The organism is Streptomyces longisporoflavus, assembly GCF_014649775.1.
Lineage (GTDB): Bacteria > Actinomycetota > Actinomycetes > Streptomycetales > Streptomycetaceae > Streptomyces > Streptomyces longisporoflavus.
The window spans coordinates 159,756-185,159 of the sequence record NZ_BMTR01000011.1 but is presented as its reverse complement, the minus strand read 5'-3'; the positions used below and the strand labels follow the sequence as shown (position 1 = coordinate 185,159).

Genomic DNA, 25,404 nt, shown 5'->3' with positions numbered 1-25,404 from the left:
TTCAGCGACTCAACGGCCGCGCATGGTGCGGTACTTGGCGACCAGGGCCGTCGTCGACCCGTCGAGGTCCGGCACGTCGGCGCCCTCGGTCAGGGCCGGCTCGATGCGCTTGGCGAGGACCTTGCCGAGCTCGACGCCCCACTGGTCGAAGGAGTCGATGTTCCACACGGCGCCCTGCACGAACACCTTGTGTTCGTAGAGCGCGATGAGTTGACCGAGAACCGACGGCGTCAGCTTCTTGGCGAGGAGCGTCGTGGTCGGGTGGTTGCCCTTGAACGTCTTGTGCGGGACGAGTTCGTCCGGCACACCCTCGGCCCGCACCTCGTCGGGCGTCTTGCCGAAGGCCAGCGCCTGCGTCTGCGCGAAGAAGTTGGCCATCAGGAGATCGTGCTGGGCGACCAGGCCGGGCCGCAGATCGGCCACCGGCTCGGCGAAGCCGATGAAGTCGGCCGGGATCAACTTCGTGCCCTGGTGGATGAGTTGGTAGTACGCGTGCTGCCCGTTGGTGCCCGGCGTGCCCCAGACCACCGGTCCCGTCTGCCAGTCCACGGGCTCGCCGTCACGGTCGACGGACTTGCCGTTGGACTCCATGTCCAGCTGCTGGAGGTAGGCGGTGAACTTGGAGAGATAGTGCGAGTACGGCAGCACGGCGTGCGACTGGGCGTCGTGGAAGTTGCCGTACCAGATGCCGAGGAGGCCGAGCAGCAGCGGCACGTTCGACTCGGCGGGCTCGGTGCGGAAGTGCTCGTCGACGAGGTGGAAACCGTCGAGCATCTCGCGGAAGGCGTCCGGGCCGATGGCGATCATCAGCGAGAGGCCGATCGCCGAGTCGAAGGAGTAGCGGCCTCCGACCCAGTCCCAGAACTCGAACATGTTGGCCGTGTCGATGCCGAAGTCGGAGACCTTCCCGGCGTTCGTCGACAGGGCCACGAAGTGCTTGGCGACCGCGCTCTGGTCGGCGCGCAGCTCGGTCAGGAGCCAGTCGCGCGCGGAGGTCGCGTTCGTGATCGTCTCGATCGTGGTGAACGTCTTCGAGGCGATGATGAACAGCGTCTCGGCGGCGTCCAGGTCCCGTACGGCCTCGTGCAGGTCGGCGCCGTCGACGTTCGACACGAAGCGGACGGTCAGATCGCGGTCGGTGAAGGACCGGAGCGCCTCGTACGCCATGGCGGGGCCGAGGTCGGAACCGCCGATGCCGACGTTCACGATGTTCTTGATGCGCTTGCCGGTGTGTCCGGTCCACTCGCCGGAGCGGACCTTGTCGGAGAAGGCGGCCATCTTGTCGAGCACGGCGTGCACGGCCGGCACCACGTTCTCGCCGTCGACCTCGATCACCGCGTCCCGCGGGGCGCGCAGCGCGGTGTGCAGGACGGCGCGGTCCTCGGTGGTGTTGATCTTCTCGCCGCGGAACATGGCGTCCCGCAGACCGAAGACGTCGGTGGCCGCGGCGAGCTCGCGCAGGAGCCTCAGCGTCTCGTCCGTGACGAGGTGCTTGGAGTAGTCGACGTGCAGGTCACCGACCTGGAGCGTGTACTGCGTGCCGCGCGCCGGGTCCTTCGCGAAAAGATCCCGCAGCCGCACCTCCCCCAGCTGCTCCCGGTGCTTGCCGATCGCCGCCCACTCGGGCGTCTGGTTGAGCCTGGCACGGCTTTCTGCGTTCATCTCGGACTTCAGCCTTCTCTCGTACCCGTGTACGTACCTTGCCCCGCTGCACGTTCCAACCTAATTGATCAGGGCCCGATATGAGATCTCTGAAGCTGTCTGTCCGCACACGTGCCGGTAAACGCGACGCGAAAACCGTGTCGCGGTATCCGCGGGGCAGAAAACACAGCGGCCGGACATCCACGGATGTCCGGCCCTTCTCACGCTCTAGATCTCGCCCCGCAGTTTCGCCAGCGCCTCCGCGAGAATTGCCTCGCCGTCCGCGTCGGTGCGCCGCTCGCGTACATACGCCAGATGCGTCTTGTACGGCTCGGTGCGGGGCGGGTCCGGCGGATTGTCCCGGTCCTGACCGGCGGGGAAGCCGCAGCGGGTGCAGTCCCAAGTGTCGGGCACCTGCGCGTCGCTGGCGAAGCTGGGAACCGTCTCGTGCCCGTTGGAGCACCAGAAGGAGATGCGCAGACGCGGCGCGGACTCACCGCGCTCGGCCTCGCCCATCGGCCCCGCCCCGACCCGACTTCCTCGGATCGCGTTGCCACTTGCCACGGTCGTAACTCCCTGCGTGATGGTGCTGCTGCGGGCGCCTCAGTCTACGTAAGGCCCAACGCGCGTCCAGTGTTTGGAGTTACACCCCCACCCAGAGACGCAAGCCCCATGATAATCCGCGCCGTGCGGCGCGCACCGTACATGGGGCTTTAAGCGAAGCTTTCGCAAGGTGGCAATCAAGCCGCTTTCGCGGTCAGTTGTTCACCTTCATCAACAGGCCGAGCACGACAATGCACGCGAACCAGAGAAGACCGACCACGACAGTGATGCGGTCGAGGTTGCGCTCCGCGACGGAAGAGCCGCCGACGGAGGACTGCATGCCGCCACCGAACATGTCGGAGAGACCGCCGCCCTTGCCCTTGTGCATCAGGACAAGAAGCATCATCAGCAGGCTGAAGACGATCAGGGCGATCGAGAACCCCATAACCACGGCTGGACCAACTTCCTCGGATCTGAATCGACTCTGTATCGACGACGGGGGCCGGATGCCTCGCGAAGCGAAGCCGCCCGGCCCCCGCAAGGGTACGACGTATCGGCGCTACCGCATACTCACTGGTCGCGGAAGCGGACGATCTTGACGAACTCGTCGGGGTCGAGCGCGGCGCCGCCCACCAGGGCGCCGTCCACGTCGGGCTGCGCCATGATCGCGGCGACGTTGCCGGACTTCACGGAGCCGCCGTACTGGATGCGCACCTTGTCGGCGAGCTCCTGCGAGTACAGCTCGGCCAGACGGCCGCGGATCGCGCCGCAGACCTCCTGGGCGTCCTCGGGGGTCGCGACCTTGCCGGTGCCGATGGCCCACACCGGCTCGTAGGCGATCACGATGGTCTCGGCCTGCTCGGCGGGCAGGTCCTTCAGGCCGCCGTCGAGCTGGGCGAGGGTGTACTGGATCTGCTGGCCGGCCTCACGGATGTCGAGGCCCTCGCCGATGCAGAGGATCGGGGTCAGGCCGTGCTTGTAGGCGGCCTTCACCTTGGCGTTGCAGATCTCGTCGCTCTCGGCGTGGTACTGACGGCGCTCGGAGTGGCCCACGGCCACGTACGTGCACTTCAGCTTGGAGAGCATCGGGCCCGAGATCTCGCCGGTGTAGGCACCGGTGTCGTGCGCCGAGATGTCCTGGGCGCCGTACTTGATCTTGAGCTTGTCGCCGTCGACCAGGGTCTGCACCGAACGCAGGTCGGTGAAGGGGGGCAGGACGGCGACCTCGACGGCCTCGTAGTCCTTGTCGGCCAGGGCGAAGGCGAGCTTCTGGACGTGCGCGATGGCCTCGAGGTGGTTGAGGTTCATCTTCCAGTTGCCCGCCATCAGCGGGGTACGCGTAGTCATCAGGTGTCAGTTCTCCAGTGCGGCGAGGCCGGGGAGCGTCTTGCCCTCGAGGTATTCGAGGGAGGCGCCGCCGCCGGTGGAAATGTGGCCGAATGCGTTCTCGTCGAAGCCCAGCGTGCGGACGGCGGCGGCGGAGTCGCCACCGCCGACGACCGTGAAGGCCGGGGAGTCGAGGAGAGCCCGGGCGATTGCCTTGGTGCCCTCGGCGTAGTCGGGGTGCTCGAAGACGCCCATCGGACCGTTCCAGAAGACGGTGCCCGCGTCGGCGAGCTTCGAGGCGTAGAGCTTACGGGTCTCGGGACCGATGTCGAGACCCTCCTGGTCGGCCGGGATGGCGTCCGCGGCGACCGTGGTGGGGTTGGCCGGGGCCTTGGTCTTCAGGTCCGGGAACTCGGTGGAGACCAGCACGTCGACCGGGAGGACCAGCTCGACGCCGCTCTCCTCCGCGCGCTTCATGTACTTCTTGACGACCGGGACCTGGTCCTCCTGGAGGAGGGAGATGCCGACCTCGTGCCCCCGGGCCTTGAGGAAGGTGTACGCCATGCCGCCGCCGATCAGGAGACGGTCGGCCTTGCCGAGCAGCTGGTCGATGACGTCCAGCTTGTCGGAGACCTTGGCGCCGCCGAGCGCGACGACGTACGGACGCTTGACGTCGTCGGTGAGCTTCTTCAGGACGCCGACCTCGGTGGCGATGAGGTAGCCGGCGTAGTGCGGCAGGCGCGCCGGGAGGTCGAACACGGAGGCGTGCTTGCGGTGCACCGCACCGAAACCGTCGCCCACGTAGACGTCCGCGAGGGCGGCGAGCTTGTCGGCGAACTCGCCGCGCTCGGTGTCGTCCTTGGACGTCTCGCCCGCGTTGAAGCGGAGGTTCTCGATGACGGCGACCTGGCCGGACTCCAGGCCGTCGACCGCGTCGTGCGCGGCGGGGCCGACGGTGTCCTGCGCGAAGGCCACGGGCTTGCCGAGGAGTTCACCGAGGCGCTCGGCGGCGGGGAGCAGCGAGAACTGCGGGTCCGGGGCGCCCTTGGGGCGGCCGAGGTGCGAGGCGACGATCACCTTGGCGCCCGCTTCGGCGAGCTTGGTGACGGTCGGCAGGACGGCGCGGATGCGGCCGTCGTCGGTGATGGTGCCGTCGGCGAGCGGCACATTGAGGTCGGCGCGGACGAAGACCCGCTTGCCTTCGACCCCTTCGGCGAGAAGTTCGTCGATCGTCTTCATGAGTTCGGACTCCTATTTGGGCTGGTGTTCTTCCCGGCGAACACCGCAACCATCAATTGAGCGACCCCGACGGCGAGCAACCAGGTCCGCGAGAGCGGCGGCGGTTTAGCCGCAAAGGGAAGCGCAACAAGGCCCGGACCACGCAGTATTGCGCGGTCCGGACCCTGTGCTCACATCGAGGTGCCTGCTCTGCTGATCAGAGCTGGCCGCCGACGAAGACCGTGAGGTCGACGAGGCGGTTGGAGTAGCCCCACTCGTTGTCGTACCAGCCGAGGATCTTCACCGTCTTGCCCTCCTGGACCATGGTCAGGGAGGAGTCGAAGGTGCAGGAGGCGGGGTCGCTGACGATGTCGGACGACACGATCGGGTCCTCGGTGTAGAAGAGGATGCCCTTGAGGGCGCCGTCGTCGGCGGCCTTCTTGAACGCGGCGTTGACCTCGTCCTTGGTGACCTCGCGCTGCAGGTCGACGACGAGGTCGGTGGCGGAACCGGTCGGGACCGGGACGCGCATCGCGATGCCGTCGAGCTTGCCCTTGAGCTGCGGAAGGACCAGAGCGGTGGCCTTGGCGGCACCGGTCGTGGTCGGAATGATGTTCTCGGCGGCGGCGCGGGCGCGACGCAGGTCCGAGTGCGGGAAGTCCAGGATGCGCTGGTCGTTGGTGTACGCGTGGACCGTCGTCATCAGGCCCTTGACGATGCCGAAGTTCTCGTCGAGAACCTTCGCCATCGGCGCCACACAGTTGGTGGTGCAGGACGCGTTCGAGATGACGTGGTGGTTGGCCGCGTCGTACTTGTCCTGGTTGACGCCCATCACGATGGTGATGTCCTCGTCCTTGGCCGGAGCCGAGATGAGGACCTTCTTGGCGCCACCGGTGATGTGCTTCTCGGCGTCGGCCTTCTTGGTGAAGATGCCGGTCGACTCGATCACGATGTCGACGCCGAGCTCGCCCCACGGGATGTCGGCGGGGTTGCGCTCGGACAGCACCTTGATGGTGTGGTTGTCGACCGTGATGGTGTCCTCGGTGTGCGACACCTCGGCCTTGAGACGGCCCAGGATGGTGTCGTACTTCAGGAGGTGCGCCGTAGTCGCGGTGTCACCCAGGTCGTTGACAGCCACGATCTCGATGTCCGCACCCTGCTCAAGCAGCGCCCGGAAGTAGTTGCGCCCGATGCGGCCGAAGCCGTTGATGCCTACGCGGATCGTCACGAACCGATCTCCTCGTTGGTACGCCGGTTTCAGACGCCGGCGAGTTGTATGGGATGTCCCCGACCGCCTCCGACCCTACCTCTCTGATGGCCTTTGGGTGACATCGACAGGGGGTCCGGACGGCACGGTGGCCCGTACCCCCGAGTAGGGAGCACGAGCCACCGGAAACCACGTCCTGATTACGCAGCGTCAGCGGCGCAGATGTGCAAGGGATGCGCCCATAAGAGCGGCCCGTTCGGCGTTTCCGGGTACATGCTCGAACCCGAAGCCGAGCAGCACGCTGTCACGCGCTGTGACGGCCGCGTAGGGCTTGTAGAGCTCCCCCGTACGGGCCCAGTCACCCGTGATGTTGGGGCTTCCGGGGGGTGCCGGAGCGACGTTCCAGGTGCCCAGCGAGGCCTCGAATCCCTCGGTCTGCGTGGCGTTGCCCCCTATCACGAGCTGAGCGTTGTCGGCAAACAGTCCGCGGCCCCCGCTGGAGGGGTCGGTGATGGCGCTGAGGGACACCTCGACCGTCTTGCCCGCGTAGGCGCTCAGGTCGAAGGAGACGGGCTTCCAGCCGCCGGATGACCCGGTGAAGCTGTTCCAGGCGCCGCTGGTGCCCGACGCCGTGCAGCCGGTCGCGGACTGCGTCAGGTAGTGGCGCAGGAACGGGTGCCCGTTGATGAAGAACCCGGCCCCGCACTCGGCGGGCACGGCCGCGGACGAGTTGCCGTTCGTGTCCGGGAGCGTGGTCCAGTCGTCGGCGCCTGTGGTGTGCGCCTCCAGGACGCCGTGGTCGTAACCGGTCTCCAGGTTCCAGTTGAGCGCGAACCGCAACTGCGGCTGGTCCGCGGCCGTGACGCCGGTCAGGTCGATGGTGCGGGTCAGGCGCTTCCAGTCCTGGTCGGCGTGGGTCGCCGATGCCATGCCCTGGCCCTCGAAGGGTGCGTACGGGTTGGTGATGCCGGGGTAGCTGCCTGCGGCCGCGCTCTTGAACTGCGGGAACTCGTCCGGGGGCAGGGTGTCGGACGTGACGGTGTAACGGCCCGCCTTGTCCAGCGGGTTGGTGTCGGCCGCGGCCAGCGGTGTCTTGACGCCGCCGAGGGCGCCGCTGCCCTCGAAGCTGGTGGCGCCGGGTGCGGACAGGCGTTCGTACGCACCGAGGTAGTACTGCGCGAAGTCGTCGGTGAGCGCGTCACCGAGGTCCACGTTGGAGCCGGTGCGCTCGCCGGACTCGATCAGCTTGCCGCCCTCGTTGAGGTAGGCGCGCAGGGCGAGCTGGGTGGGCGCGCCGGGCACCGGGTCGCCGGTGTAGTGCACGACCGCGGAGAAGTGCGACAGGACGCCGAGCGGGTGCGGGGCGCCCTGCTTGGCGACGTCCCAGACGACGGCCGGGCGCCCGTTGGCCTTGAGGGCGTCCACGTACTTCTGGGCCTGTGTCGCCGGTGCGCCCTCTTCGGCGACGACGAGCGTGTTCGCCTTGGCCCGCTCGGTGACGGTGTAGGTGAAGTGCGGGCTCTCCGTACGCCCCTTCTTGTTGCGGCCGGTGAACCAGACCTCGACCTTGTCGCCGACGCGCGCGTCCTCGACCTCGGCGCGGTACTGGTCGAAGTGGAGGTTGTCCTCGCCGCCGTACGTCTCGCCGCCCTTCCATGCCTTGACGTCCTCGTCGTGCGTACGGCCGCCGTTGACGCGGTAGTTGAGCTCCTTGTCGCGCACCGACTTGCGTGCGGTGACGGCGACTTCCTGGTCACCGCCGCGTGCGTACGACTGTGTGAAGGTGTCCGGGGTGAAGTCGGGAGCCTCGATGCCGGTGACGGAGACCGGCTGGTCGGGGTGGAGAGCGGTCTCGGCGACGGCGAGCGCGAACGGGACGTTCTTCGCGAACTCCTGCTGGATCAGCTTCTCGTCGTCCGGGAAGGTGAAGATCGAGGCGCAGTCCTCGGGCTTCCAGGCATCGTTCGGGTCGATGTCGGAGACGGTCTGGCAGGTGGACATCTCCGGCGTGAACATCGAGATGCCGTTGATGTTGCCCGCGTGGCCGTCCGCCTCGCCGTTGGTGGTGTAGAGCTCGGAGGAGACCTGCGGGTGGTAGCCGGGGACGGCGGGCTTCTCCGGGGTGCCGTTGAGCGCCCTGTAGAGGATGTCGTCCGGGCTCGGCGTGGCGACCTGCCAGCCGATTCCGTAGAGGAGCAGTTCGGCCGCCGAGTGGTAGTTGATCCCGTACTCGAAGCCGATGCGCTTCTGGAAGCGGTCGAGCGCCTTGGTCTCGGGCTCGGACATGGGGTCGGTGCCGCGGTAGGTCTCCGAGGACGGCTCGGGGGACGAGCCCTCGTTGTCGTAGCCCCACTTGTAGGCGAAGTTGCGGTTGAGGTCGACGCCGTCGCCCGCCGCGATCTTGCCGTCGCCATTGATGTCACGGAGGTTCTTGCGCCACTGGCGCTCGCCGTCGGCGGCGTGCGTGAAGTCGTAGCCGTCGGGGTTGGCGGAGAGCACGAACCACAGCTCGGTGGAGTTCACGAGCTTGGTGATGCGCTGGTCCTTGCCGTAGCCGTCGAGGTAGTGGTGCATCAGGCGGCGGGTCATCTCGGGGGTGATCCACTCGCGCGCGTGCTGGTTGGACATGTAGAGCGTGGACGGCTTGGAGCCGTCCTTGGACTTGCTCGCGTTCTTGGAGAGCTTCAGGGCGAGGATGTCCTGGCCCTTGATCGTCTTGCCGATGGAGACGACCTTGGTGAGTCCCGGGTGGGCCTGACCGGTCTTGACGATCTCTTCCTTGAGGCCGCCCTTGCCGCTGTACGGCCTGAAGACGCCGTCCCCCGCGGCCTTGAGCTTCTGCTGCGTACTGGCCGAGACCTTCTGCTCGGTGAGTTTGACGCCCTCCCGCTCGACGCCCTTGGCCTGCGCCTTCGTCAGGTAGACCTCGACGCGGGCGGTGCCGCGCTCGGGGGTCTGCCCCGCGAATTCGTGGGCGTCCTGGCCCGCTTCGACGAGGATCGGGATCTGCTTCTTGGTGACCTCGGCCTCGTAGACCTTCACGGCCGCCGGATCATCGGCGGCCGGGGCCTTCTCCCCGCTGTCGGCCTGCGCGTGCGGCACGGCGACGAGTCCGCCGACGAATAACGCGCCCGCGGCCACGACCGATCTGAAACCAGCTCTGGATCTCTTGGATCTCACTCTGCGTCTCATGAGCCCCCCTTGCGGTTGTCCGGCGCATTTGTGCGCGAACGCCAGGCTCGTGACACTTCATGATCATGTCAATATGGCACGGTCACATCCAGAGCGACGCAAAAAGCCGCCGGCGCCTCACGGCTCCGGCGGCTTACGTGACGTACGGCAGCGGTCAGACCGCCATGTTGTCGGCGAGCTCCTCGCTCAGGTTGGACTCCGTACCCGGAATCCCCAGGTCCTGTGCGCGCTTGTCCGCCATGGCGAGCAGTCGGCGGATACGACCCGCGACCGCGTCCTTCGTGAGCGCAGGCTCGGCGAGCGCGCCGAGCTCCTCCAGGGACGCCTGCTTGTGCTCCATGCGCAGCCGTCCGGCCGCCGCGAGGTGCTCGGGGACCTCGTCGGCGAGGATCTCCAGGGCACGCTGCACACGGGCGCCCGCGGCGACGGCCGCGCGGGCCGAGCGGCGCAGGTTCGCGTCGTCGAAGTTGGCCAGGCGGTTGGCGGTGGCGCGCACCTCGCGGCGCATCCGCCGCTCCTCCCAGGCGAGCACGGACTCGTGGGCGCCGAGCCGGGTGAGCAGGGCGCCGATCGCGTCACCGTCCCGCACGACCACGCGGTCCACGCCGCGCACCTCGCGGGCCTTGGCCGCGATCTGGAGCCTGCGCGCCGCGCCGACCAGGGCGAGCGCCGCCTCCGGGCCCGGGCAGGTCACCTCCAGGGAGGAGGAGCGGCCCGGCTCGGTCAGCGAACCGTGCGCCAGGAACGCCCCGCGCCAGGCGGCCTCGGCGTCACAGGTGGCCCCCGAGACCACCTGTGGCGGCAGGCCCCGGATGGGACGTCCGCGGCCGTCGACCAGGCCCGTCTGGCGGGCCAGCTGATCACCGCCCGCCACGACCCGTACGACATAGCGCGAGCCGCGCCGCAGTCCGCCGGGAGCCATCACGATCAGTTCCGAGCTGTGCCCGAAGATCTCCAGGATGTCCCGCTTCAGCCGCCGTGCGGCCATTGCCGTGTCCAGCTCCGCCTCGATCACGATGCGGCCGCTCACCAGGTGAAGGCCGCCCGCGAACCGCAGGATGGCCGAGACCTCTGCCTTTCTGCAGCAGGTCCGGGTGACGGGAAGCCGGGAGATCTCGTCCTTCACCGCTGCCGTCATCGCCATGGGCCGATCCTTCCATGCATCCGAAAAATACGGTCGTACGCGGTGGCCAGGTGCTCCGGATCGTGCCTCGGAGTGCCGTCCTGCCTGGCCACCGGCGCCAGCTCGACCGTGGCGCCGAGCCGCTTGGCGGCATCGGTGAGTGACTCACGGTCGGGCACGGCGGCGTCGTCGGCCAGCACCACGTCCAGGGCGAGTTTAGGGGCGTGTCGGGCCAAAACCTCCAAATGACGCTGCGGAGAGAACCCATCGGTTTCACCGGGTTGCGGCGCGAGGTTGAGCGAGAGCACCTTGCGGGCCTTCGTCTGGACGAGCGCGTCGAGCAGTTCGGGGACCAGAAGATGCGGGATCACGGAGGAGAACCAGGAGCCGGGACCGAGCACCACCCAGTCCGCGTCGAGCACGGCGGCGACCGCTTCGGGGACGGCCGGCGGGTCGTGCGGGACCACGTGCACGGACTGCACCTCACCGGGAGTGAGGGCCACCGTGGCCTGCCCGCGCACGGTGTCCACCTCGTCGGGACGCTCCGGATCGTGCCCCCTGACCAGCGCCTGGAGCTCCAGCGGGACCGCGGACATGGGCAGCACGCGCCCGTGCGCGCCGAGCAGCTTGCCCACCAGGTCGAGCGCCTGGACGTGGTCGCCGAGCTGCTCCCACAGGGCGACGATCAGCAGATTGCCGACCGCGTGTTCGTGCAGGTCACCCTTGGACTGGAAGCGGTGCTGGATGACGCGGGCCCAGGTCTGGCCCCAGTCGTCGTCGCCGCACAGGGCCGCGAGCGCCTTGCGCAGGTCGCCGGGCGGCAGGACGCCCAGTTCGTCGCGGAGCCGCCCGCTGGAGCCGCCGTCGTCGGCGACGGTGACCACGGCGGTGAGGTCACCGGTGATACGGCGAAGGCCGGCGAGCGAGGCGGACAGACCCATCCCGCCGCCGAGCGCCACCACCTTGGGCTGGGTGCCCCGCTTGCGGCCCAGACGGTTCAGCCGCAGGGAAGCCTTCACTCTCGCCCCATGTCCCGGTGGACGATGACGGTCTCCACTCCCTCGGACACGAGGCGCGCCGCGAGCTTCTCCGACATGGCTACGGAGCGGTGCTTGCCGCCCGTGCAGCCGACCGCGATCGTCACGTAGCGCTTGCCCTCGCGGCGGTAGCCCGCGGCGATGAGCTGGAGCAGCTCGGCGTACCGGTCGAGGAACTCCTTGGCGCCGGGCTGGTTGAAGACGTAGCCGGAGACCTCTTCGTTGAGCCCGGTGAAGGGGCGCAGCTCCGGGACCCAGTGCGGGTTGGGCAGGAAGCGGCAGTCCACGACGAGGTCGGCGTCGACCGGCAGGCCGTACTTGTAGCCGAACGACATGACCGTGGCCCGCAGCTCGGGCTCCTCGTCGCCCGCGAACTGGGCGTCCATCTTGGCGCGCAGCTCGTGCACGTTCAGGCTGGAGGTGTCGATCACCAGGTCGGCGTCGCCGCGCAGCTCGCGCAGGAGCTCGCGCTCGGCCGCGATGCCGTCGACGATGCGGCCGTCGCCCTGCAGCGGGTGCGGGCGGCGGACCGACTCGAAGCGCCGCACCAGGGCGTCGTCCGAGGACTCCAGGAAGACGATCCGGCGGGTGACGTGCTTGGCCTCCAGGTCCGCGAGGGACTGGCGCAGATTGTCGAAGAAGCGGCGGCCGCGGACGTCGACGACGACCGCGATGCGGGCGACGTTCCCCTGCGAGCGGGCGCCGAGCTCCACCATGGTGGGGATCAGCGCGGGCGGCAGGTTGTCGACGACGAACCAGCCGAGGTCCTCCAGACACTTCGCCGCGGTACTGCGTCCGGCACCCGACATGCCGGAGATGATCACCAGCTCGGGGATCGCCGTCTCGGCGGCCTCACCCGGCGTGATGGTGCTGCCCGTACTCACTTGCTCGCCGCCTTCGTCGTGCTCGGTCATGTCTCCTGCCCCCGTCGTTCTTCGGAGGGGCCCGCGGTCACGGACTCCTCGTTGTCGCTGAAGGCTCCCGCATCCGCGGGTTCCTCGTTATGGCTGGAGGCTCCCGCATCCGCGGGTTCCTCGCCGTCGTCCGAGGCCCCGACGCTCGCGGGCTCCTCACCGTTATCCGAGGTCCCCGCACTCGCGGGCTCCTCGCCGTCGTCCGAGGCCCCGGCACTCGCGGGCTCCTCGCCGTTATCCGAAGTCCCCGCACTCGCGGGCTCCTCGCCACCACCCGAGGTCCCCGCGCTAGCGGGCTCCTCGTCATCGCCCGAGGCCCCCGCACCCGCGGGTTCCTCGTCTTCAATGATCTCTCCGGTCGCCATGTTCACGGCGGGCCCCGCGGGCACCGCTCCGGCCAGGGTCGCGACGATCACCTCGGCCGTCTTGCGGCCTATGCCCGGAACCTCGCAGATCTGCTCGATTGTCGCGGATCGCAGCCTCTTCACCGAACCGAAGTGCTTGATCAGTGCCTGCTTGCGCGCATCGCCGAGACCCGGCACTGCGTCCAGCGGTCCGGCCTTGAAGCGCTTGGCCCGCTTGGTGCGCTGGTACTGGATCGCGAAGCGGTGCGCCTCGTCGCGGACCCGCTGGAGAAGGTACAGGCCCTCGCTGGTGCGCGGCAGGATCACCGGGTCGTCGTCGCCCGGCACCCAGACCTCTTCGAGGCGCTTGGCGAGGCCGCACACCGCGATGTCGTCGATGCCGAGCTCGTCGAGGGCCCGCTGGGCCGCCGCGACCTGCGGCTGACCGCCGTCCACGACGACGAGCTGGGGCGGGTAGGCGAAGCGCTTGGGGCGCCCGTCCTCTTCGGTCAGCGCGCTGACCTCGCCGTTCGCAACCCCGTTCGCAGCTCCGTTCGCGGCTCCGTTCACCCCGGCGTCCGTCCCGCCGCCGGCGTCTTGAGGGTCCCACTCCCCCGTCTGCTGCTTGTCGGAGAGATAACGCTTGAAGCGGCGCGTCAGGACCTCGTGCATGGAGCGGACGTCGTCCTGCCCCTCGAAGCCCTTGATCTGGAAGCGGCGGTACTCGCTCTTGCGTGCGAGGCCGTCCTCGAACACGACCATCGAGGCCACGACGTCGTCACCCTGGAGATGCGAGATGTCGTAGCACTCGATGCGCAGCGGGGCGCTGTCCAGATCGAGTGCCTCGGCGATCTCCTCCAGGGCGCGGGAGCGGGTCGTGAGGTCGGACGCGCGCTTGGTCTTGTGCAGCACGAGCGACTGCTGGGCGTTGCGCGCCACGGTCTCCATGAGCGCCTTCTTGTCGCCGCGCTGCGGAATGCGCAGCGAGACGTTCGAACCGCGGCGCTCGGTGAGCCACTCCTGGACGGGCTCCACGGGGTCGGGCAGCGCGGGGACCAGCACTTCCTTCGGTACGGTGTCGCCGCTCTCCTCGCCGTACAGCTGCTGGAGGGCGTGCTCGACGAGGTCACCGCTGGTGACCGCCTCGACCTTGTCGGTGACCCAGCCGCGCTGACCGCGCACGCGGCCGCCGCGGACGTGGAAGATCTGGACGGCCGCTTCGAGCTCGTCCTCGGCGAGGGCGATGAGGTCCGCGTCCGTGGCGTCGGCGAGGACGACGGCGCTCTTCTCCATGGCCTTCTTGAGGGCCCCGACGTCGTCGCGGAGGCGGGCCGCCTTCTCGTACTCCATGTCCTCGGCGGCGTCCGCCATCTGCCGCTCGACCCGGCGGATGTACGTGTTCGTGCGGCCCGTCATGAAGTCGCAGAAGTCCTCGGCGAGTTCGCGGTGCTCCTCCCGCGTGACCCGCTCCACGCAGGGCGCGGCGCACTTGCCGATGTAGCCGAGGAGGCAGGGGCGGCCGGCGCGCTCGGCGTTCTTGAAGACGCCGGCGGAGCAGGTGCGGACGGGGAAGACCCGCAGGAGGAGGTCCACGGTGTCGCGGATCGCCCACGCGTGGCCGTAGGGCCCGAAGTAACGGACGCCCTTCTTCTTGTGGCCGCGCATCACCTGCACACGCGGGAACTCTTCGTTCATCGTCACCGCGAGGTACGGGTAGCTCTTGTCGTCGCGGTATTTGACGTTGAACCGGGGGTCGAACTCCTTGATCCACGAATATTCGAGCTGGAGCGCCTCGACCTCGGTGGAGACCACCGTCCACTCGACGGAGGCGGCCGTCGTCACCATCGTGGCGGTGCGCGGGTGCAGGTTCGTGATGTCCTGGAAGTAACTGGCCAGGCGCTGGCGCAGGCTTTTCGCCTTGCCTACGTAGATCACCCGGCGGTGCTCGTCGCGGAACCGATAGACCCCCGGCGAGTCGGGGATCTGTCCCGGCTTGGGGCGGTAGCTGGAGGGGTCGGCCATGCTCCACACCCTACTGGCGAGGGCTGACAGTCAGGGTCGTGAGGGGTCTCGTCCCCGGCCCGCTTCGCGCCCGGTCCACCGACCTGCTCCGGGCCGCCCGGCATCCCATTCGCCTCCGTTCGCCTCCCTGTCTCCCCTCCCCGCAGCCCACCCGCCCTGACAAGGGCGGGTGGGTGGGGAAACCCGGCCGGAGGCCGGGAAAGGGTCAGCCCCGCTGCCGGGCGCGACGCCGCAGGACGGCCGCCCCGGAGAGGCCGAGGGCGGCCAGGGCCCCCGCTCCGGCCGCGGAGGAGGCCACCGTCACGGGCCCGTCGGCCGAAGCAGCCGCCGGGGCGGCCCGGGTCCGCTCCTTCGGGGCGAAGCCCCCCGCCTTGCCGGACTCCGCGTACGCCGAGCCCGGCAGCTTGTCCGCGTACGCGTCATGCACACGCCGCTGATAGGCGGCGACCGAGACCCCGCCCCGGCCCACGGCACGCACGGCGTCCGCGTCCAGCGGAAGCACCCGGCCCCGCCCCTGCACATACCAGGCGTTGATCTGCGGCTCGTGGAAAACGGTGCCCCCGGAGAGCTTGTCGGCGCCCACGCGCGCGTAGTGGGTCTCGTCGTCCCCGGTGGCTATGTTCACGACCTTCCAGGAGCCGCCCTGTTTCACCGTCCACAGGGAGGCCTCCTGTCCGTCGGAGGAGACCGCCTTGCTGGCGAGGAACTCCACGCGGCCGACCGGCGCGCCCTTCTTCCCGGCGACGAAATCCGGGGAGAGGTAGCGCACGGGCACGGCGGCGCCCCGCACACGCGGGTCCGCCGCGGCCTTGCTGACGGCACCCTCCCGCGCGAAGAAGCGGGAGAGCGTGTCGAGGGTCCCGGGGGCACTGGCGGCGTCATGAGCCGCCTCACGGGAAGCGGTCGAAGGACCAGGACCGGAGTCCGCGGAGGCGTAAGGCGCCGCGAGACCGAGCAGCAGGGTCGCTGTCGTGCCGGCGAGCGCCGCCGTCAGCAGAGGACGGCGAAGGGGAAGAGACAGGGGAAGAGACCGGGAAGCAGTCAGGGGCGAGGGCAGGGGCAGGAACAGGGACAGGGACAGGAGAAAGTGACGGCTCATCGCGCTCACGCCCCGATCCGGTACAGCGAGTGGGTCCAGGAGAAGGTGTTGTTGTTGACGTACCAGCTGTGCGAGGCCCAGTTGTAGCGGTCGCTGGAGGGCCACGGGTCGCCCCAGTAGACCCAGCTGTTCGCGTCGTCGTACCCGTAGAGGACATGCATGTGGCCGCCGCCGTTCGACCACTGGATGCGCGTCTCGACCGGGCGGCCCGCGTTGATCTCGCTCTGCACGGTCGGATAGCGCAGCCAGCCGCTGACGTACGAGCCGGGGCTGATGCCAGCCCAGTCCAGACCGTTCTGCACGTCACCGAGAGTGGCCTGCGAATTGGGGCACTCGGAGCTCTGGCTGCGCCCGAAGGCGGCGTTGCAGAACTGGTTCTGGCTGTAGTTCCTGCCGTAGAAGGTGGCGATCGTGTTCCCGGCGGCGGCCCAGCACCAGTTGGTCTTCTGCTGGGCCTGCATCGTGATGTTCAGGCGTTTGGCGGCGAGGAGGGCGGGGGCCGAAGGGTCGGCCGCGCCCATACCGGTGCCCGCGCCCATGCTCATGCCCGTGTCCGTGTCCGTGGCCGTGTCCGTGACCGTGCCCATGCCCGTGCCTCGTACGGAAGCGGACGGAGAGCTGTCGGGGACGGCCGTGGCCGTGGCCGCCGGCGCGGCCACCAGGGCCGCTGCCACGACGGCGAGCGCGGACAACCGTCTGCGTCCGCTGTACCTGCTGCTTCTATGGCGCATCGCGTTCCTCCCGAGCGGGGGGGTGAGGTGATGGAGGAGCGCGTCCGGACGCTGCGATTGAGCATCGAGTGTTGTCGGGTGCAGGTCAACAAGGTTCAATGCGGGATTACTTGGGCCGTGAACGGCGGCGTACGGATGTGAACACCCCTCGTACGCCCACCTGGTGGCCCGCTCCGACCGGCGCGTACGCCCGGACGGCCGATGTGAATGTTCACAGAAGGGCCTTGCGATGGGGCACGGCACGATGCGGCACGGCACACAGCTCGCGGACGGCGCGGGCGGCGCGCCCGCGGACCTGGAGACCGCCCTGCGCACCGGGCCCTTCCACGTCGCGCTGCGGGCCGCGATCGCCGCACGGCGCCTTCCCCTGCAACGCGTACGGCATCATCTCGCCCGCCAGGGCGTCAACGTCGGCCTGACGAGCCTGAGTTACTGGCAACAGGGCGCGCGGCGTCCCCAGCGCACGGAGTCGCTCCGCGCCGTGCGCGCTCTCGAGGAGATCCTCGATCTGCCGGAGGAGTCGCTGATCCGACTCCTCGCCAAGCCGTCCGACCACCCCGACTGCGAACGCCCCGCCGCCCGCTCCTACCGCTCCCTCATCGACGCGTCCGACGTCGTCCAGGAGCTGATCGCCGAGCTCGGGTCGCCGCTGGACGGCGGCCTGCACACCGTCGGGCACCACGAGCGGGTGCGTATCGGCGGGCGCCGGGAACTGCTCGGCCGCGACTCGCAGCACGTCGTGCGCGCCCACCGGGACGCCGTGGACCGCTACCTCGCGATCTACCACGGCGACCCCGGCTGCCTACCGGAACGCATCGGCGTCCACGCCCTGGAGAACTGCCGCACCGGACGTGTGCGGTGGCACCACGAGACGGGGGTGCTGGTCGCCGAACTGCTCTTCGACGCACGCCTGCGCGCGGGCGACACGCATCTGTTCCGCTACGGCTTCGAGGACGGCACCGCCGGGACGGCCACCGAGTACTTCCGGGGCTTCACCTTCGCGGGCGGTCAGTACGCGCTCCAGGTGCGCTTCGACAAGGACGCGCTGCCCGTACGCTGCCACCGCTTCACCCAGCACTCGGCCGCCGCACCGCGCGGCGGGCGCCAGGAACTGACCCTGAGCGGCAGCCATCGTTCGGTACACCTGGTGGAACCGCAGGTGCGGGCGGGAATCCTGGGGATCGCCTGGGACTGGGAGTGAGCTGCGGGACTGGGCCGGTTCGGGCCGGACCAGACCGGCAGGGGGCGGCCGGTCCGGGGGCGAGTGGTCCGGCTGGGAATGAGCTGGTGGCCGGGGCGGGCGGTCCTCTTGGGCATGAGCAGGCGGGCCGGGGCGGGCGGTCCTCTTGGGCATGAGCAGGCGGGCCGGGGCGGCGGTTCCGACCGGGAACGAGCAGCCGGGCGGTGGGCGAGCGGTCCGGCCAGGGTTGAGCAGGCGGGCCGACGCCGACCGGGATCGAGCAGGCGGGCCGGAGGCCAGTGGTCGGCGCGGGGCTCAGCCTGCGACGATCTTGCCGTCCTCCACCTTCACCGGCAGCTCCGCGAGCGGCGTGACCGCCGGGTCATGCAGGACCTTGCCGTTCGTGGCGTCGAACTGGCTGCCGTGACAGGGACAGATCAGCTTGTGCCCCTCCAGCTTGTTGATGGGGCACTTCGCGTGCGTGCAGATCGTGCTGAACGCCTTGTACTCGTCGTCCGAGATACGGCTCACGACCACGTTCTCGTCGGTGTACAGCTTCGAGGCGCCCACCTTCACCTCATCGGACGCACCGAGGTCCGTCGGCGCGGTCGGCGCCGAACGGTTGGAGCCGCCGTCGCTGCCACCGGAGGAGCAGGCCGTGATCCCCAGACCGGCGACCGGGACGACGGCGGCGGCGGCACGCAGCACGGTGCGGCGGGCGGGGGGCGGCGTGCCGGGCATGGAATCTCCACAGGTCAGGCGCTTCGGTGACGGATCAGACCATACCGGTGGGGGGCCACGTGCCCGCGTTGGGCACGGCCGTGCCCGAGTGCCGCCCGTGTCGGGCCGTACCCGCGGGAAAGCCCTAGCCTGTGCCGAAAGCCGGGGAGCACGAGCGCAGCGCCATGAGCGCAGAGCCACCAACGCAGAGCCGAGAGCGCAGAGCCGAGAGGAACCACCCGTGATAGTCGTCGCCGGAGAGGCCCTGATCGACCTCGTCCCGCAGGATTCCGCCGGCGAGGGCGTCGGTACCAGCACCGGCCCCGGACTGCCGGCGCTCGCCCCGCGGCTCGGCGGCGGCCCGTACAACACCGCGGTGGCCCTCGGCCGGCTGCGCACCCCCGTCGCCTTCCTCTCCCGCGTCTCGACGGACACGTTCGGGGACGCGCTGATCGACGGCTTGCGGACCGCGGGCGTCGACGTGTCGCACGTACAGCGGGGCGCCGAGCCGACGACGCTCGCCGTCGCCTCGATCGGCACGGACGGCTCCGCCGGGTACTCCTTCTATGTCGAGGGCACGGCGGACCGGCTCTTCACTGCCCCCGAGCGGCTGCCCGACGACGTACGCGCGGTGTCGTTCGGCACGTGCTCGCTCGTCCTCGAACCAGGCGCGAGCGCGTACGAGGAGCTGATGCGGCGGGCGGCGGCGCAGGGCGTGTTCACGGCGCTCGATCCCAACATCCGTGCGGGTCTGATCCCGGACGCGGACGCCTACCGGGCGCGGTTCAAGAGCTGGCTGCCGTCGGTCTCGCTGCTCAAGCTCTCGGAGGACGACGCGAGCTGGCTCGGCGGCACACCGCGCGAGTGGCTCGCTTCCGGCCCCGGCGCGGTGGTGATCACGCGCGGCGGCAAGGGCCTGACCGTCTTCACGCGGGACGGCGGGGAGTGGTCGGTGCCGGGCGAGCAGGTCGACGTGGTGGACACCATCGGCGCGGGCGACACGGTCAACGCGGCTTTGCTGCACGGGCTCTGCGGGCGGGACGCGCTCTCCGCGGAGTCCCTGGCCGGGCTCGGCGCGGAAGGCTGGAGCCAGATCCTGCACTTCGCGGCACGCGCCGCGGCCGTCACCGTGTCCCGCGCGGGCGCGGAGCCGCCGTACGCGACAGAACTGAGCTGAGACCACCCGCCCCCGGCCGACGTAACTGCGCCAAAACCACCCGCCCCCAGCGGAGCCGAGCCAAGACCGCCCGTCGCCGGCGCAGCTGATGAGCCGAGACCACCCGTCCCCCGGCGGAACTGAGCCGAGGCCATTCATCCCCGGCGCAGCTGAGCCAGGACCACCCATCGCCAGCGCAGCTGAGCCAAGACCACTTATCCCCGGCGGGGCCAAGCCGAGACCACCCGCCCCGGCGCAGCCGAACCGAGGCCGTCCGCCCCCGGCCGGGCTGAGCCAAAGGCCAGCCCCCCGTCAGCCAGTGACCGCGCGCAGCCCCCCCGGCTTGCGGCCGTTTAGGCGGTCCAGCGCTGCCGATGACGCGTCGTCGGCGGGGAGGTGGACGAGCAGGCGCTGGCCGTCGGCGTCGGGCAGCGTCAGCGTCTCGTACGACAGCCGCAGCGCACCCACCTCCGGGTGCGCCATGCGTTCGACGCCGCTGTGCCGGGGCAGTCGCGGCACGGCCGCCATGCGGTCGGCGAACGGCGCGCCGGCGATGACGGTCAGTTCGTCGGCGAATCCCTCGGCATGCGGGTCGGTGAGCATGGACTGGGTCCGGAGCGAGGCGACGTGTTCGTCGGCGACGCTGTCCCAGTCGGGGTAGGCGGCGCGGGCCCGTTCGTCGGTGAAGACGAAGCGGACGAGGTTCGGCCGCCCGTCGTCCAGGAGACCGAGCGGCCCCATGATCCGCTCGTAGCCGGACGTGTACGCGAGAACGTCGCTGAGCCGGTTGAGCAGGACGGCGGGGCCGGGCTCCAGGCGTTCGACGAGCGCCCGCACCGTGGGTCGCACCGACAGGGAGGGTTCGCTCGCCACCGGACAACAGGGATCGCCGCTCATCTCTTTCTCCAGGCGGCGCAGGTGGAAACGTTCCTCCACCGTCAGTCGCAGGGCATCGGCGAGCGCGCCGAGCACCTGCGGTGACGGGTGCCGGTCGCGGCCCTGTTCGAGACGGGCGAGGTACTCGACGCTGACGCCGGCGAGCGTGGCGACCTCGGACCGCCGCAGGCCCGGCGTGCGGCGCCGGGGACCGGTCGGGAGCCCGACCTCGGCGGGCGTGACCGCTTCACGGCAGGTGCGCAGGAAGGTACCCAACTCGTTGTCGCTCACGGGCCGAACGTACCAGTGGCCGGCGGGCCGGATCGTGGCCCTGTCACTACCAGTCTCGGCCCGGCCTTCCTCGGACGCGGACGGCCTCGCATCGTGGAGGGCATGACTTCTGACACGAGCACCGCCCCCGCGACGACCACGCTTCCCCTCCCCGCCGGGGCCTGGGAGATCGACCCGTTCCACTCCGCCGTGAACTTCACCATCCGCCACCTCGGGATCTCGAAGGTGCGGGGCCGGTTCACGGAGGTGACGGCCGGTCTCGTGGTGGGTGAGAGCGCCGAGACCTCGTCGGTGACGGCGACCATCGCCCTGGCGTCGATCGACACCGGCAACACGGACCGCGACGCGCATGTCCGCGCGTCCGACCTCCTTGACGTGGAGCGCCGCCCCACGATGACGTTCCGCTCGACGCGGGTCCTCGGCAAGGAGGACGATTGGAGCCTGGAGGGCGAGCTGACCATCGGTGACGTGACGAGGCCGATCACTCTCGCCGTCGAGTTCGGCGGGCTCCAGGCCTTCCCGGGCGACCCCCGCCGTCATGCGGGATTCGAGGCGACGGGCGAGATCAAGCGCAGCGACTACGGCCTCGATTTCGCCCCCGGCCTGCTCGGTGACGTGGTGAAGATCCAGCTGGACATGCAGTTCCTGGAGCCGGAGGCCGACGCCGCGCCCACCGAGAGCTAGCGGGTGCCGGGAGGGCCGGCGGTCGCCCCAGGGGTCCGGCTAGGCGCCGTCCGTGAAGGCCCCGTGCCGCCCCTCCCCCGCCGCGAACCTCGCCGCCCCGTCCGCCGCCTCGGCGAGGGACCGCAGGCCGTGGCGCAGTTCGCCCGCCATCGCCTCGTCCTCGGTCAGGCCGCCCTGCTCCCGTACGGAGAGTCTGTCGTTCCGCAGGCAGGTCTGGGGGAACGCGGCGATCTCCGCGGCGAGGTGTTCGGCGGCGGCGCGGGACGTGCCGGGCGGTACGGTCCTGTTGACCAGGCCCATGGCCAGCGCCTCGGGGGCGGGGACGGGGCGGCCGGTGAGCACCAGGTCCATCGCGCGGCTCTCCCCGATGAGCCGGGGCAGCCGTACGGTCCCGCCGTCGATGAGCGGGACACCCCAGCGGCGGCAGAAGACGCCGAGCACCGCGTCCTCGTCGGCGACGCGCAGATCGCACCAGAGCGCGAGCTCGAGGCCGCCGGCGACCGCGTGTCCGGAGATCGCGGCGATGACGGGCTTGGAGAGACGCATCCGGGTCGGCCCCATGGGCCCGTCGCTCTTCTCGGTCACCTCGTTCCCGGCCGGCGTTCCGATGGCCTTGAGGTCCGCCCCGGCACAGAAGGTGCCGCCCTCGCCCCACAGCACGGCGACCGACGCGTCGGGGTCCGCGTCGAAGGCACGGAACGCGTCGGCGAGGGCACGGGCGGTGGGCCCGTCGACCGCGTTCCGCACGTCGGGCCGGGACAGCACGATGGTGGTGACGGGACCTCGACGTTCCGTACGTACGGTCATGCCGCCCAGGCCACCACGCGAACGGGCCGCGGGACAAGGGGGAAACCCTTGTCCCGCGGCCCGTTCAGTTGCGCCCCCGTAAGGGGCGCGGGGAACTGCGCGACCAGCCACGACACACCCGCGGACACAAACGGCGAACCGTCAGCTCTTACGGGCCTTGGCCACCTTCTTCGGAGCGGCCTTCGCCGGAGCCGCCTTCTTCGCGGCGGTCTTCTTGGCGACGGCCTTGGTGGCAACGGCCTTCTTGGCGGTGGACTTCGCCGCGGAGACCTTCTTGGCCGGGGCGGACTTGGCCGGAGCCGACTTGGCCGGGGCCTTGGCCGTCGCCTTGCCCGCCGCCGACTTCTTCACGGCCGAGGACACCGCCCGCTTACGCCCCTGCGAGGCCCCGTCACAGATCCGCTCCGCCGCGAGGATGTCCCGCAGGAACTTGCCGGTGTGGCTCGTCGTGACCCCGGCGACCTCCTCGGGCGTGCCCTCGGCGACGACGAGCCCGCCGCCGTTGCCGCCCTCGGGGCCCATGTCGACGACCCAGTCCGCGGTCTTGATGACGTCGAGGTTGTGCTCGATGACGATGACCGAGTTGCCCTTGTCGACCAGACCGGACAAGACCGTGCTCAGCTTGCTGATGTCCTCGAAGTGCAGACCGGTGGTCGGCTCGTCGAGGACGTAGACCGTCCGGCCCGTCGAGCGCTTCTGGAGCTCGGAGGCCAGCTTCACGCGCTGGGCCTCACCACCGGAGAGCGTCGGCGCGGGCTGGCCGAGCCTGACGTACCCGAGGCCCACGTCGTTGAGCGTGCGCAGGTGACGGGAGATGGCCGGCACCGCCTCGAAGAAGTCGAGCGCTTCCTCGATCGGCATGTCCAGGACCTCGGCGATGGACTTGCCCTTGTAGTGGACGTCCAGCGTCTCGCGGTTGTAGCGCGCCCCGTGGCAGACCTCGCAGGGGACGTACACATCCGGGAGGAAGTTCATCTCGATCTTGATCGTGCCGTCACCGGAGCAGTTCTCGCAGCGACCGCCCTTGACGTTGAAGGAGAAGCGGCCGGGCAGATAGCCGCGGACCTTCGCCTCCATCGTCTCCGCGAACAACCTGCGGACGTGGTCGAAGACTCCGGTGTACGTCGCGGGGTTCGACCGCGGGGTGCGGCCGATGGGCGACTGGTCCACGTGCACGACCTTGTCGACCAGGTCGTCGCCCTCCACGCGCGTGTGCCGTCCGGGGACGGACTTGGCGCCGTTCAGCTCGCGGGCCAGGTGCGTGTAGAGGATGTCGTTGACCAGCGTCGACTTGCCGGAGCCCGAGACACCGGTGACCGCGGTGAGGACGCCGAGCGGGAAGGAGACGTCGATGTCCTGGAGGTTGTTCTCCCGGGCCCCGCGCACCGTCAGGCGCCGGGAGGGGTCCGCGGGGCGGCGCACGTCGGGCACCGGGATGGACCTCTTGCCCGCGAGGTACTGACCGGTGATCGACTTGTCGTTGGCCAGGAGCTCCTTCATGGAGCCGCTGTGCACGACCTTGCCGCCGTGCTCGCCCGCGCCGGGGCCGATGTCCACGACCCAGTCGGCGACCTTGATGGTGTCCTCGTCGTGCTCGACGACGATGAGCGTGTTGCCCATGTCGCGCAGGCGGACGAGGGTCTCGATCAGGCGGTGGTTGTCGCGCTGGTGCAGGCCGATGGACGGCTCGTCCAGTACGTACAGAACACCGACGAGGCCCGAGCCGATCTGGGTGGCAAGGCGGATGCGCTGCGCCTCGCCGCCGGAGAGGGTGCCGGCCGCTCGGTTCAGCGAGAGGTAGTCGAGGCCGACGTCGACCAGGAACTTCAGCCGTTCGTTGACCTCCTTCAGGACACGCTCGGCGATCTTCTTGTCGCGGGCCCCCAGCTTCAGCTGGGCGAGGAAGTCCGCGCAGTCGCTGATCGACATCGCCGAGACCTCGGCGATGGAGCGGCCCATGACCGTGACGGCGAGGACGATCGGCTTGAGGCGCGTGCCCTCACAGGTGGGGCAGGGCACCTCGCGCATGTAGCCCTCGAAGCGCTCGCGGCTGGAGTCGCTCTCGGCCTCGCTGTGGCGGCGCTTGACGAAGGGGACGGCGCCTTCGAAGGCGGTGGTGTAGACCCGCTCGCGGCCGTACCGGTTGCGGTAGCGGACCTCGATCTGCGTCTTGTGGCCGTTCAGGAGGGCCTTCTTGGCGCGCTGCGGGAGTCCGGCCCAGGGCATGTCGGTGGAGAAACCGAGGGCGTCGGCGAGGGCGCCGACGAGCCGCGCGAAGTAGTCCTTGGTGTGGCCGTGCGACCAGGGGTGGATGGCGCCCTCGTCGAGTGACTTGTCCTCGTCCGGGACGATCAGCTCGGGGTCGACCTCCATGCGCGTACCGATACCGGAGCAGTCCGGGCAGGCGCCGAAGGGCGAGTTGAAGGAGAAGGAGCGGGGCTCCAGCTCCTCGAAGGACAGGTCGTCGTACGGGCAGTACAGGTGCTCCGAGTACATCCGCTCGCGCTCGGGGTCGTCCTCGGGGAGGTCGACGAAGTCGAGCACGACCATGCCCCCGGCGAGGCCGAGCGCGGTCTCCACGGAGTCGGTCAGGCGGCGCTTGGCGGACTCCTTCACCGTGAGGCGGTCGATGACCACCTCGATGGTGTGCTTCTCCTGCTTCTTCAGCGTGGGCGGCTCGGAGAGCTGGATCGTCACGCCGTCGACCCGGGCACGGCTGTACCCCTTGGTCTGGAGGTCGGCGAAGAGGTCGACGAACTCGCCCTTGCGCTCGCGCACCAGCGGCGAGAGGACCTGGAAGCGGCTGCCTTCCGGCAGGTCGAGGACCTTGTCGACGATGGCCTGCGGCGACTGCCGGGAGATGGGCCGCCCGCACTCGGGACAGTGCGGCTTGCCGATGCGCGCGAAGAGCAGGCGGAGGTAGTCGTAGACCTCGGTGATGGTGCCGACCGTCGAGCGCGGGTTGCGCGAGGTCGACTTCTGGTCGATGGAGACCGCGGGCGAGAGACCCTCGATGAAGTCGACGTCCGGCTTGTCCATCTGACCGAGGAACTGCCGGGCGTACGAGGACAGCGACTCCACGTACCGCCGCTGGCCCTCGGCGAAGATCGTGTCGAACGCGAGCGAGGACTTGCCCGACCCGGAGAGCCCGGTGAAGACGATGAGGGAGTCGCGCGGGAGGTCGAGCGAGACGTTCTTGAGATTGTGCTCGCGCGCGCCACGGACGATGAGACGGTCGGCCACGCCGGTCCGCACCTTTCTTGAGAGAAGTGACAGGGGCGGGACCCCCGTCG

The 25,404-nt window shown here is 69.8% G+C and carries 20 protein-coding genes; 3 read left to right on the top strand and 17 right to left on the bottom strand.

Going from position 1 to position 25,404, the window contains the following annotated elements; all coding sequences use genetic code 11:
* Window positions 1-9 precede the first annotated feature (9 nt).
* The 13 genes from pgi to IE226_RS23190 all read right to left on the bottom strand — a co-directional run bounded on the left by pgi (window position 10) and on the right by IE226_RS23190 (window position 16,211).
* Complete coding sequence (gene pgi, locus IE226_RS23250; RefSeq protein ID WP_190083258.1) at window positions 10-1,662, bottom strand: glucose-6-phosphate isomerase; 1,653 nt, start codon at window positions 1,660-1,662, stop codon at window positions 10-12.
* A gap of 207 nt (window positions 1,663-1,869) precedes the next feature.
* Entirely contained in the window at window positions 1,870-2,205 is a 336-nt protein-coding gene (locus IE226_RS23245) for an RNA polymerase-binding protein RbpA (protein WP_190083257.1), read from the bottom strand.
* A 193-nt stretch (window positions 2,206-2,398) separates the two neighbouring features.
* The gene (secG, locus tag IE226_RS23240; RefSeq protein WP_135329442.1) at window positions 2,399-2,629 is read right to left on the bottom strand and encodes a preprotein translocase subunit SecG; all 231 of its coding nucleotides are present in this window, start codon (window positions 2,627-2,629) and stop codon (window positions 2,399-2,401) included.
* Between the two features lie 125 nt (window positions 2,630-2,754).
* Window positions 2,755-3,531, bottom strand: a complete 777-nt coding sequence (gene tpiA, locus IE226_RS23235) for a triose-phosphate isomerase (RefSeq protein ID WP_190083256.1) — start codon at window positions 3,529-3,531, stop codon at window positions 2,755-2,757.
* Window positions 3,532-3,537: 6 nt separating this feature from the next.
* Window positions 3,538-4,749 (bottom strand): phosphoglycerate kinase, encoded by a 1,212-nt coding sequence (locus IE226_RS23230; RefSeq protein ID WP_190083255.1) that lies wholly within the window; start codon window positions 4,747-4,749, stop codon window positions 3,538-3,540.
* A gap of 196 nt (window positions 4,750-4,945) precedes the next feature.
* On the bottom strand, window positions 4,946-5,956 hold the full coding sequence (gap, locus tag IE226_RS23225; protein WP_190083254.1) for a type I glyceraldehyde-3-phosphate dehydrogenase: 1,011 nt from the start codon (window positions 5,954-5,956) through the stop codon (window positions 4,946-4,948).
* A gap of 189 nt (window positions 5,957-6,145) precedes the next feature.
* The gene (locus tag IE226_RS23220; protein WP_190083253.1) at window positions 6,146-9,127 is read right to left on the bottom strand and encodes a M14 family metallopeptidase; all 2,982 of its coding nucleotides are present in this window, start codon (window positions 9,125-9,127) and stop codon (window positions 6,146-6,148) included.
* 154 nt (window positions 9,128-9,281) lie between these two features.
* Complete coding sequence (gene whiA, locus IE226_RS23215) at window positions 9,282-10,271, bottom strand: DNA-binding protein WhiA (RefSeq protein ID WP_190083252.1); 990 nt, start codon at window positions 10,269-10,271, stop codon at window positions 9,282-9,284.
* Complete coding sequence (locus IE226_RS23210; RefSeq protein WP_190083251.1) at window positions 10,262-11,269, bottom strand: gluconeogenesis factor YvcK family protein; 1,008 nt, start codon at window positions 11,267-11,269, stop codon at window positions 10,262-10,264. The genes whiA and IE226_RS23210 overlap by 10 nt, the downstream gene beginning before the upstream one ends.
* On the bottom strand, window positions 11,266-12,201 hold the full coding sequence (gene rapZ, locus IE226_RS23205) for an RNase adapter RapZ (protein WP_190083250.1): 936 nt from the start codon (window positions 12,199-12,201) through the stop codon (window positions 11,266-11,268). The genes IE226_RS23210 and rapZ overlap by 4 nt, the downstream gene beginning before the upstream one ends.
* Window positions 12,198-14,567 (bottom strand): excinuclease ABC subunit UvrC, encoded by a 2,370-nt coding sequence (gene uvrC / locus IE226_RS23200; RefSeq protein ID WP_229871486.1) that lies wholly within the window; start codon window positions 14,565-14,567, stop codon window positions 12,198-12,200. The genes rapZ and uvrC overlap by 4 nt, the downstream gene beginning before the upstream one ends.
* Before the next feature lie 205 nt (window positions 14,568-14,772).
* The gene (locus tag IE226_RS23195; protein WP_229871485.1) at window positions 14,773-15,666 is read right to left on the bottom strand and encodes a hypothetical protein; all 894 of its coding nucleotides are present in this window, start codon (window positions 15,664-15,666) and stop codon (window positions 14,773-14,775) included.
* 5 nt (window positions 15,667-15,671) lie between these two features.
* Complete coding sequence (locus IE226_RS23190; protein ID WP_373307022.1) at window positions 15,672-16,211, bottom strand: papain-like cysteine protease family protein; 540 nt, start codon at window positions 16,209-16,211, stop codon at window positions 15,672-15,674.
* A 430-nt stretch (window positions 16,212-16,641) separates the two neighbouring features.
* Between IE226_RS23190 and IE226_RS23185 the strand changes: the two genes are divergently transcribed.
* Complete coding sequence (locus tag IE226_RS23185) at window positions 16,642-17,598, top strand: hypothetical protein (protein ID WP_190083405.1); 957 nt, start codon at window positions 16,642-16,644, stop codon at window positions 17,596-17,598.
* A gap of 294 nt (window positions 17,599-17,892) precedes the next feature.
* On the opposite strand, the gene IE226_RS23180 is transcribed toward IE226_RS23185, so the two are convergent.
* Window positions 17,893-18,318: a Rieske (2Fe-2S) protein gene (locus IE226_RS23180; protein ID WP_190083248.1), complete on the bottom strand. Its 426-nt coding sequence runs from the start codon at window positions 18,316-18,318 to the stop codon at window positions 17,893-17,895.
* Window positions 18,319-18,538: 220 nt separating this feature from the next.
* On the opposite strand from IE226_RS23180, the gene IE226_RS23175 reads away from it, so the two are divergent.
* Window positions 18,539-19,474 (top strand): carbohydrate kinase family protein, encoded by a 936-nt coding sequence (locus IE226_RS23175; RefSeq protein WP_190083247.1) that lies wholly within the window; start codon window positions 18,539-18,541, stop codon window positions 19,472-19,474.
* A gap of 291 nt (window positions 19,475-19,765) precedes the next feature.
* On the opposite strand, the gene IE226_RS23170 is transcribed toward IE226_RS23175, so the two are convergent.
* Window positions 19,766-20,620: a helix-turn-helix domain-containing protein gene (locus tag IE226_RS23170; RefSeq protein WP_190083246.1), complete on the bottom strand. Its 855-nt coding sequence runs from the start codon at window positions 20,618-20,620 to the stop codon at window positions 19,766-19,768.
* A gap of 102 nt (window positions 20,621-20,722) precedes the next feature.
* Between IE226_RS23170 and IE226_RS23165 the strand changes: the two genes are divergently transcribed.
* Window positions 20,723-21,304 carry a YceI family protein gene (locus tag IE226_RS23165; protein WP_190083245.1) on the top strand — a complete coding sequence of 194 codons (582 nt, stop codon included), beginning with the start codon at window positions 20,723-20,725 and terminating at the stop codon, window positions 21,302-21,304.
* 39 nt (window positions 21,305-21,343) lie between these two features.
* On the opposite strand, the gene IE226_RS23160 is transcribed toward IE226_RS23165, so the two are convergent.
* Window positions 21,344-22,111 carry a crotonase/enoyl-CoA hydratase family protein gene (locus IE226_RS23160; RefSeq protein WP_190083244.1) on the bottom strand — a complete coding sequence of 256 codons (768 nt, stop codon included), beginning with the start codon at window positions 22,109-22,111 and terminating at the stop codon, window positions 21,344-21,346.
* 141 nt (window positions 22,112-22,252) lie between these two features.
* A complete protein-coding gene (gene uvrA, locus IE226_RS23155) occupies window positions 22,253-25,354 on the bottom strand; it encodes an excinuclease ABC subunit UvrA (protein WP_194545473.1) in 3,102 nt (1,033 codons plus the stop codon).
* Window positions 25,355-25,404 lie beyond the last annotated feature (50 nt).

Bases quoted from the DNA above. Each gene is read 5' to 3' on its own strand.
- pgi (WP_190083258.1), bottom strand. From the start codon at position 1,662: ATGAACGCAGAAAGCCGTGCCAGGCTCAACCAGACGCCCGAGTGGGCG.
- secG (WP_135329442.1), bottom strand. From the start codon at position 2,629: ATGGGGTTCTCGATCGCCCTGATCGTCTTCAGCCTGCTGATGATGCTT.
- tpiA (WP_190083256.1), bottom strand. From the start codon at position 3,531: ATGACTACGCGTACCCCGCTGATGGCGGGCAACTGGAAGATGAACCTC.
- IE226_RS23230 (WP_190083255.1), bottom strand. From the start codon at position 4,749: ATGAAGACGATCGACGAACTTCTCGCCGAAGGGGTCGAAGGCAAGCGG.
- IE226_RS23220 (WP_190083253.1), bottom strand. From the start codon at position 9,127: ATGAGACGCAGAGTGAGATCCAAGAGATCCAGAGCTGGTTTCAGATCG.
- whiA (WP_190083252.1), bottom strand. From the start codon at position 10,271: ATGGCGATGACGGCAGCGGTGAAGGACGAGATCTCCCGGCTTCCCGTC.
- rapZ (WP_190083250.1), bottom strand. From the start codon at position 12,201: ATGACCGAGCACGACGAAGGCGGCGAGCAAGTGAGTACGGGCAGCACC.
- uvrC (WP_229871486.1), bottom strand. From the start codon at position 14,567: ATGGCCGACCCCTCCAGCTACCGCCCCAAGCCGGGACAGATCCCCGAC.
- IE226_RS23195 (WP_229871485.1), bottom strand. From the start codon at position 15,666: ATGAGCCGTCACTTTCTCCTGTCCCTGTCCCTGTTCCTGCCCCTGCCC.
- IE226_RS23190 (WP_373307022.1), bottom strand. From the start codon at position 16,211: ATGAGCATGGGCGCGGGCACCGGTATGGGCGCGGCCGACCCTTCGGCC.
- IE226_RS23185 (WP_190083405.1), top strand. From the start codon at position 16,642: ATGCGGCACGGCACACAGCTCGCGGACGGCGCGGGCGGCGCGCCCGCG.
- IE226_RS23180 (WP_190083248.1), bottom strand. From the start codon at position 18,318: ATGCCCGGCACGCCGCCCCCCGCCCGCCGCACCGTGCTGCGTGCCGCC.
- IE226_RS23165 (WP_190083245.1), top strand. From the start codon at position 20,723: ATGACTTCTGACACGAGCACCGCCCCCGCGACGACCACGCTTCCCCTC.
- IE226_RS23160 (WP_190083244.1), bottom strand. From the start codon at position 22,111: ATGACCGTACGTACGGAACGTCGAGGTCCCGTCACCACCATCGTGCTG.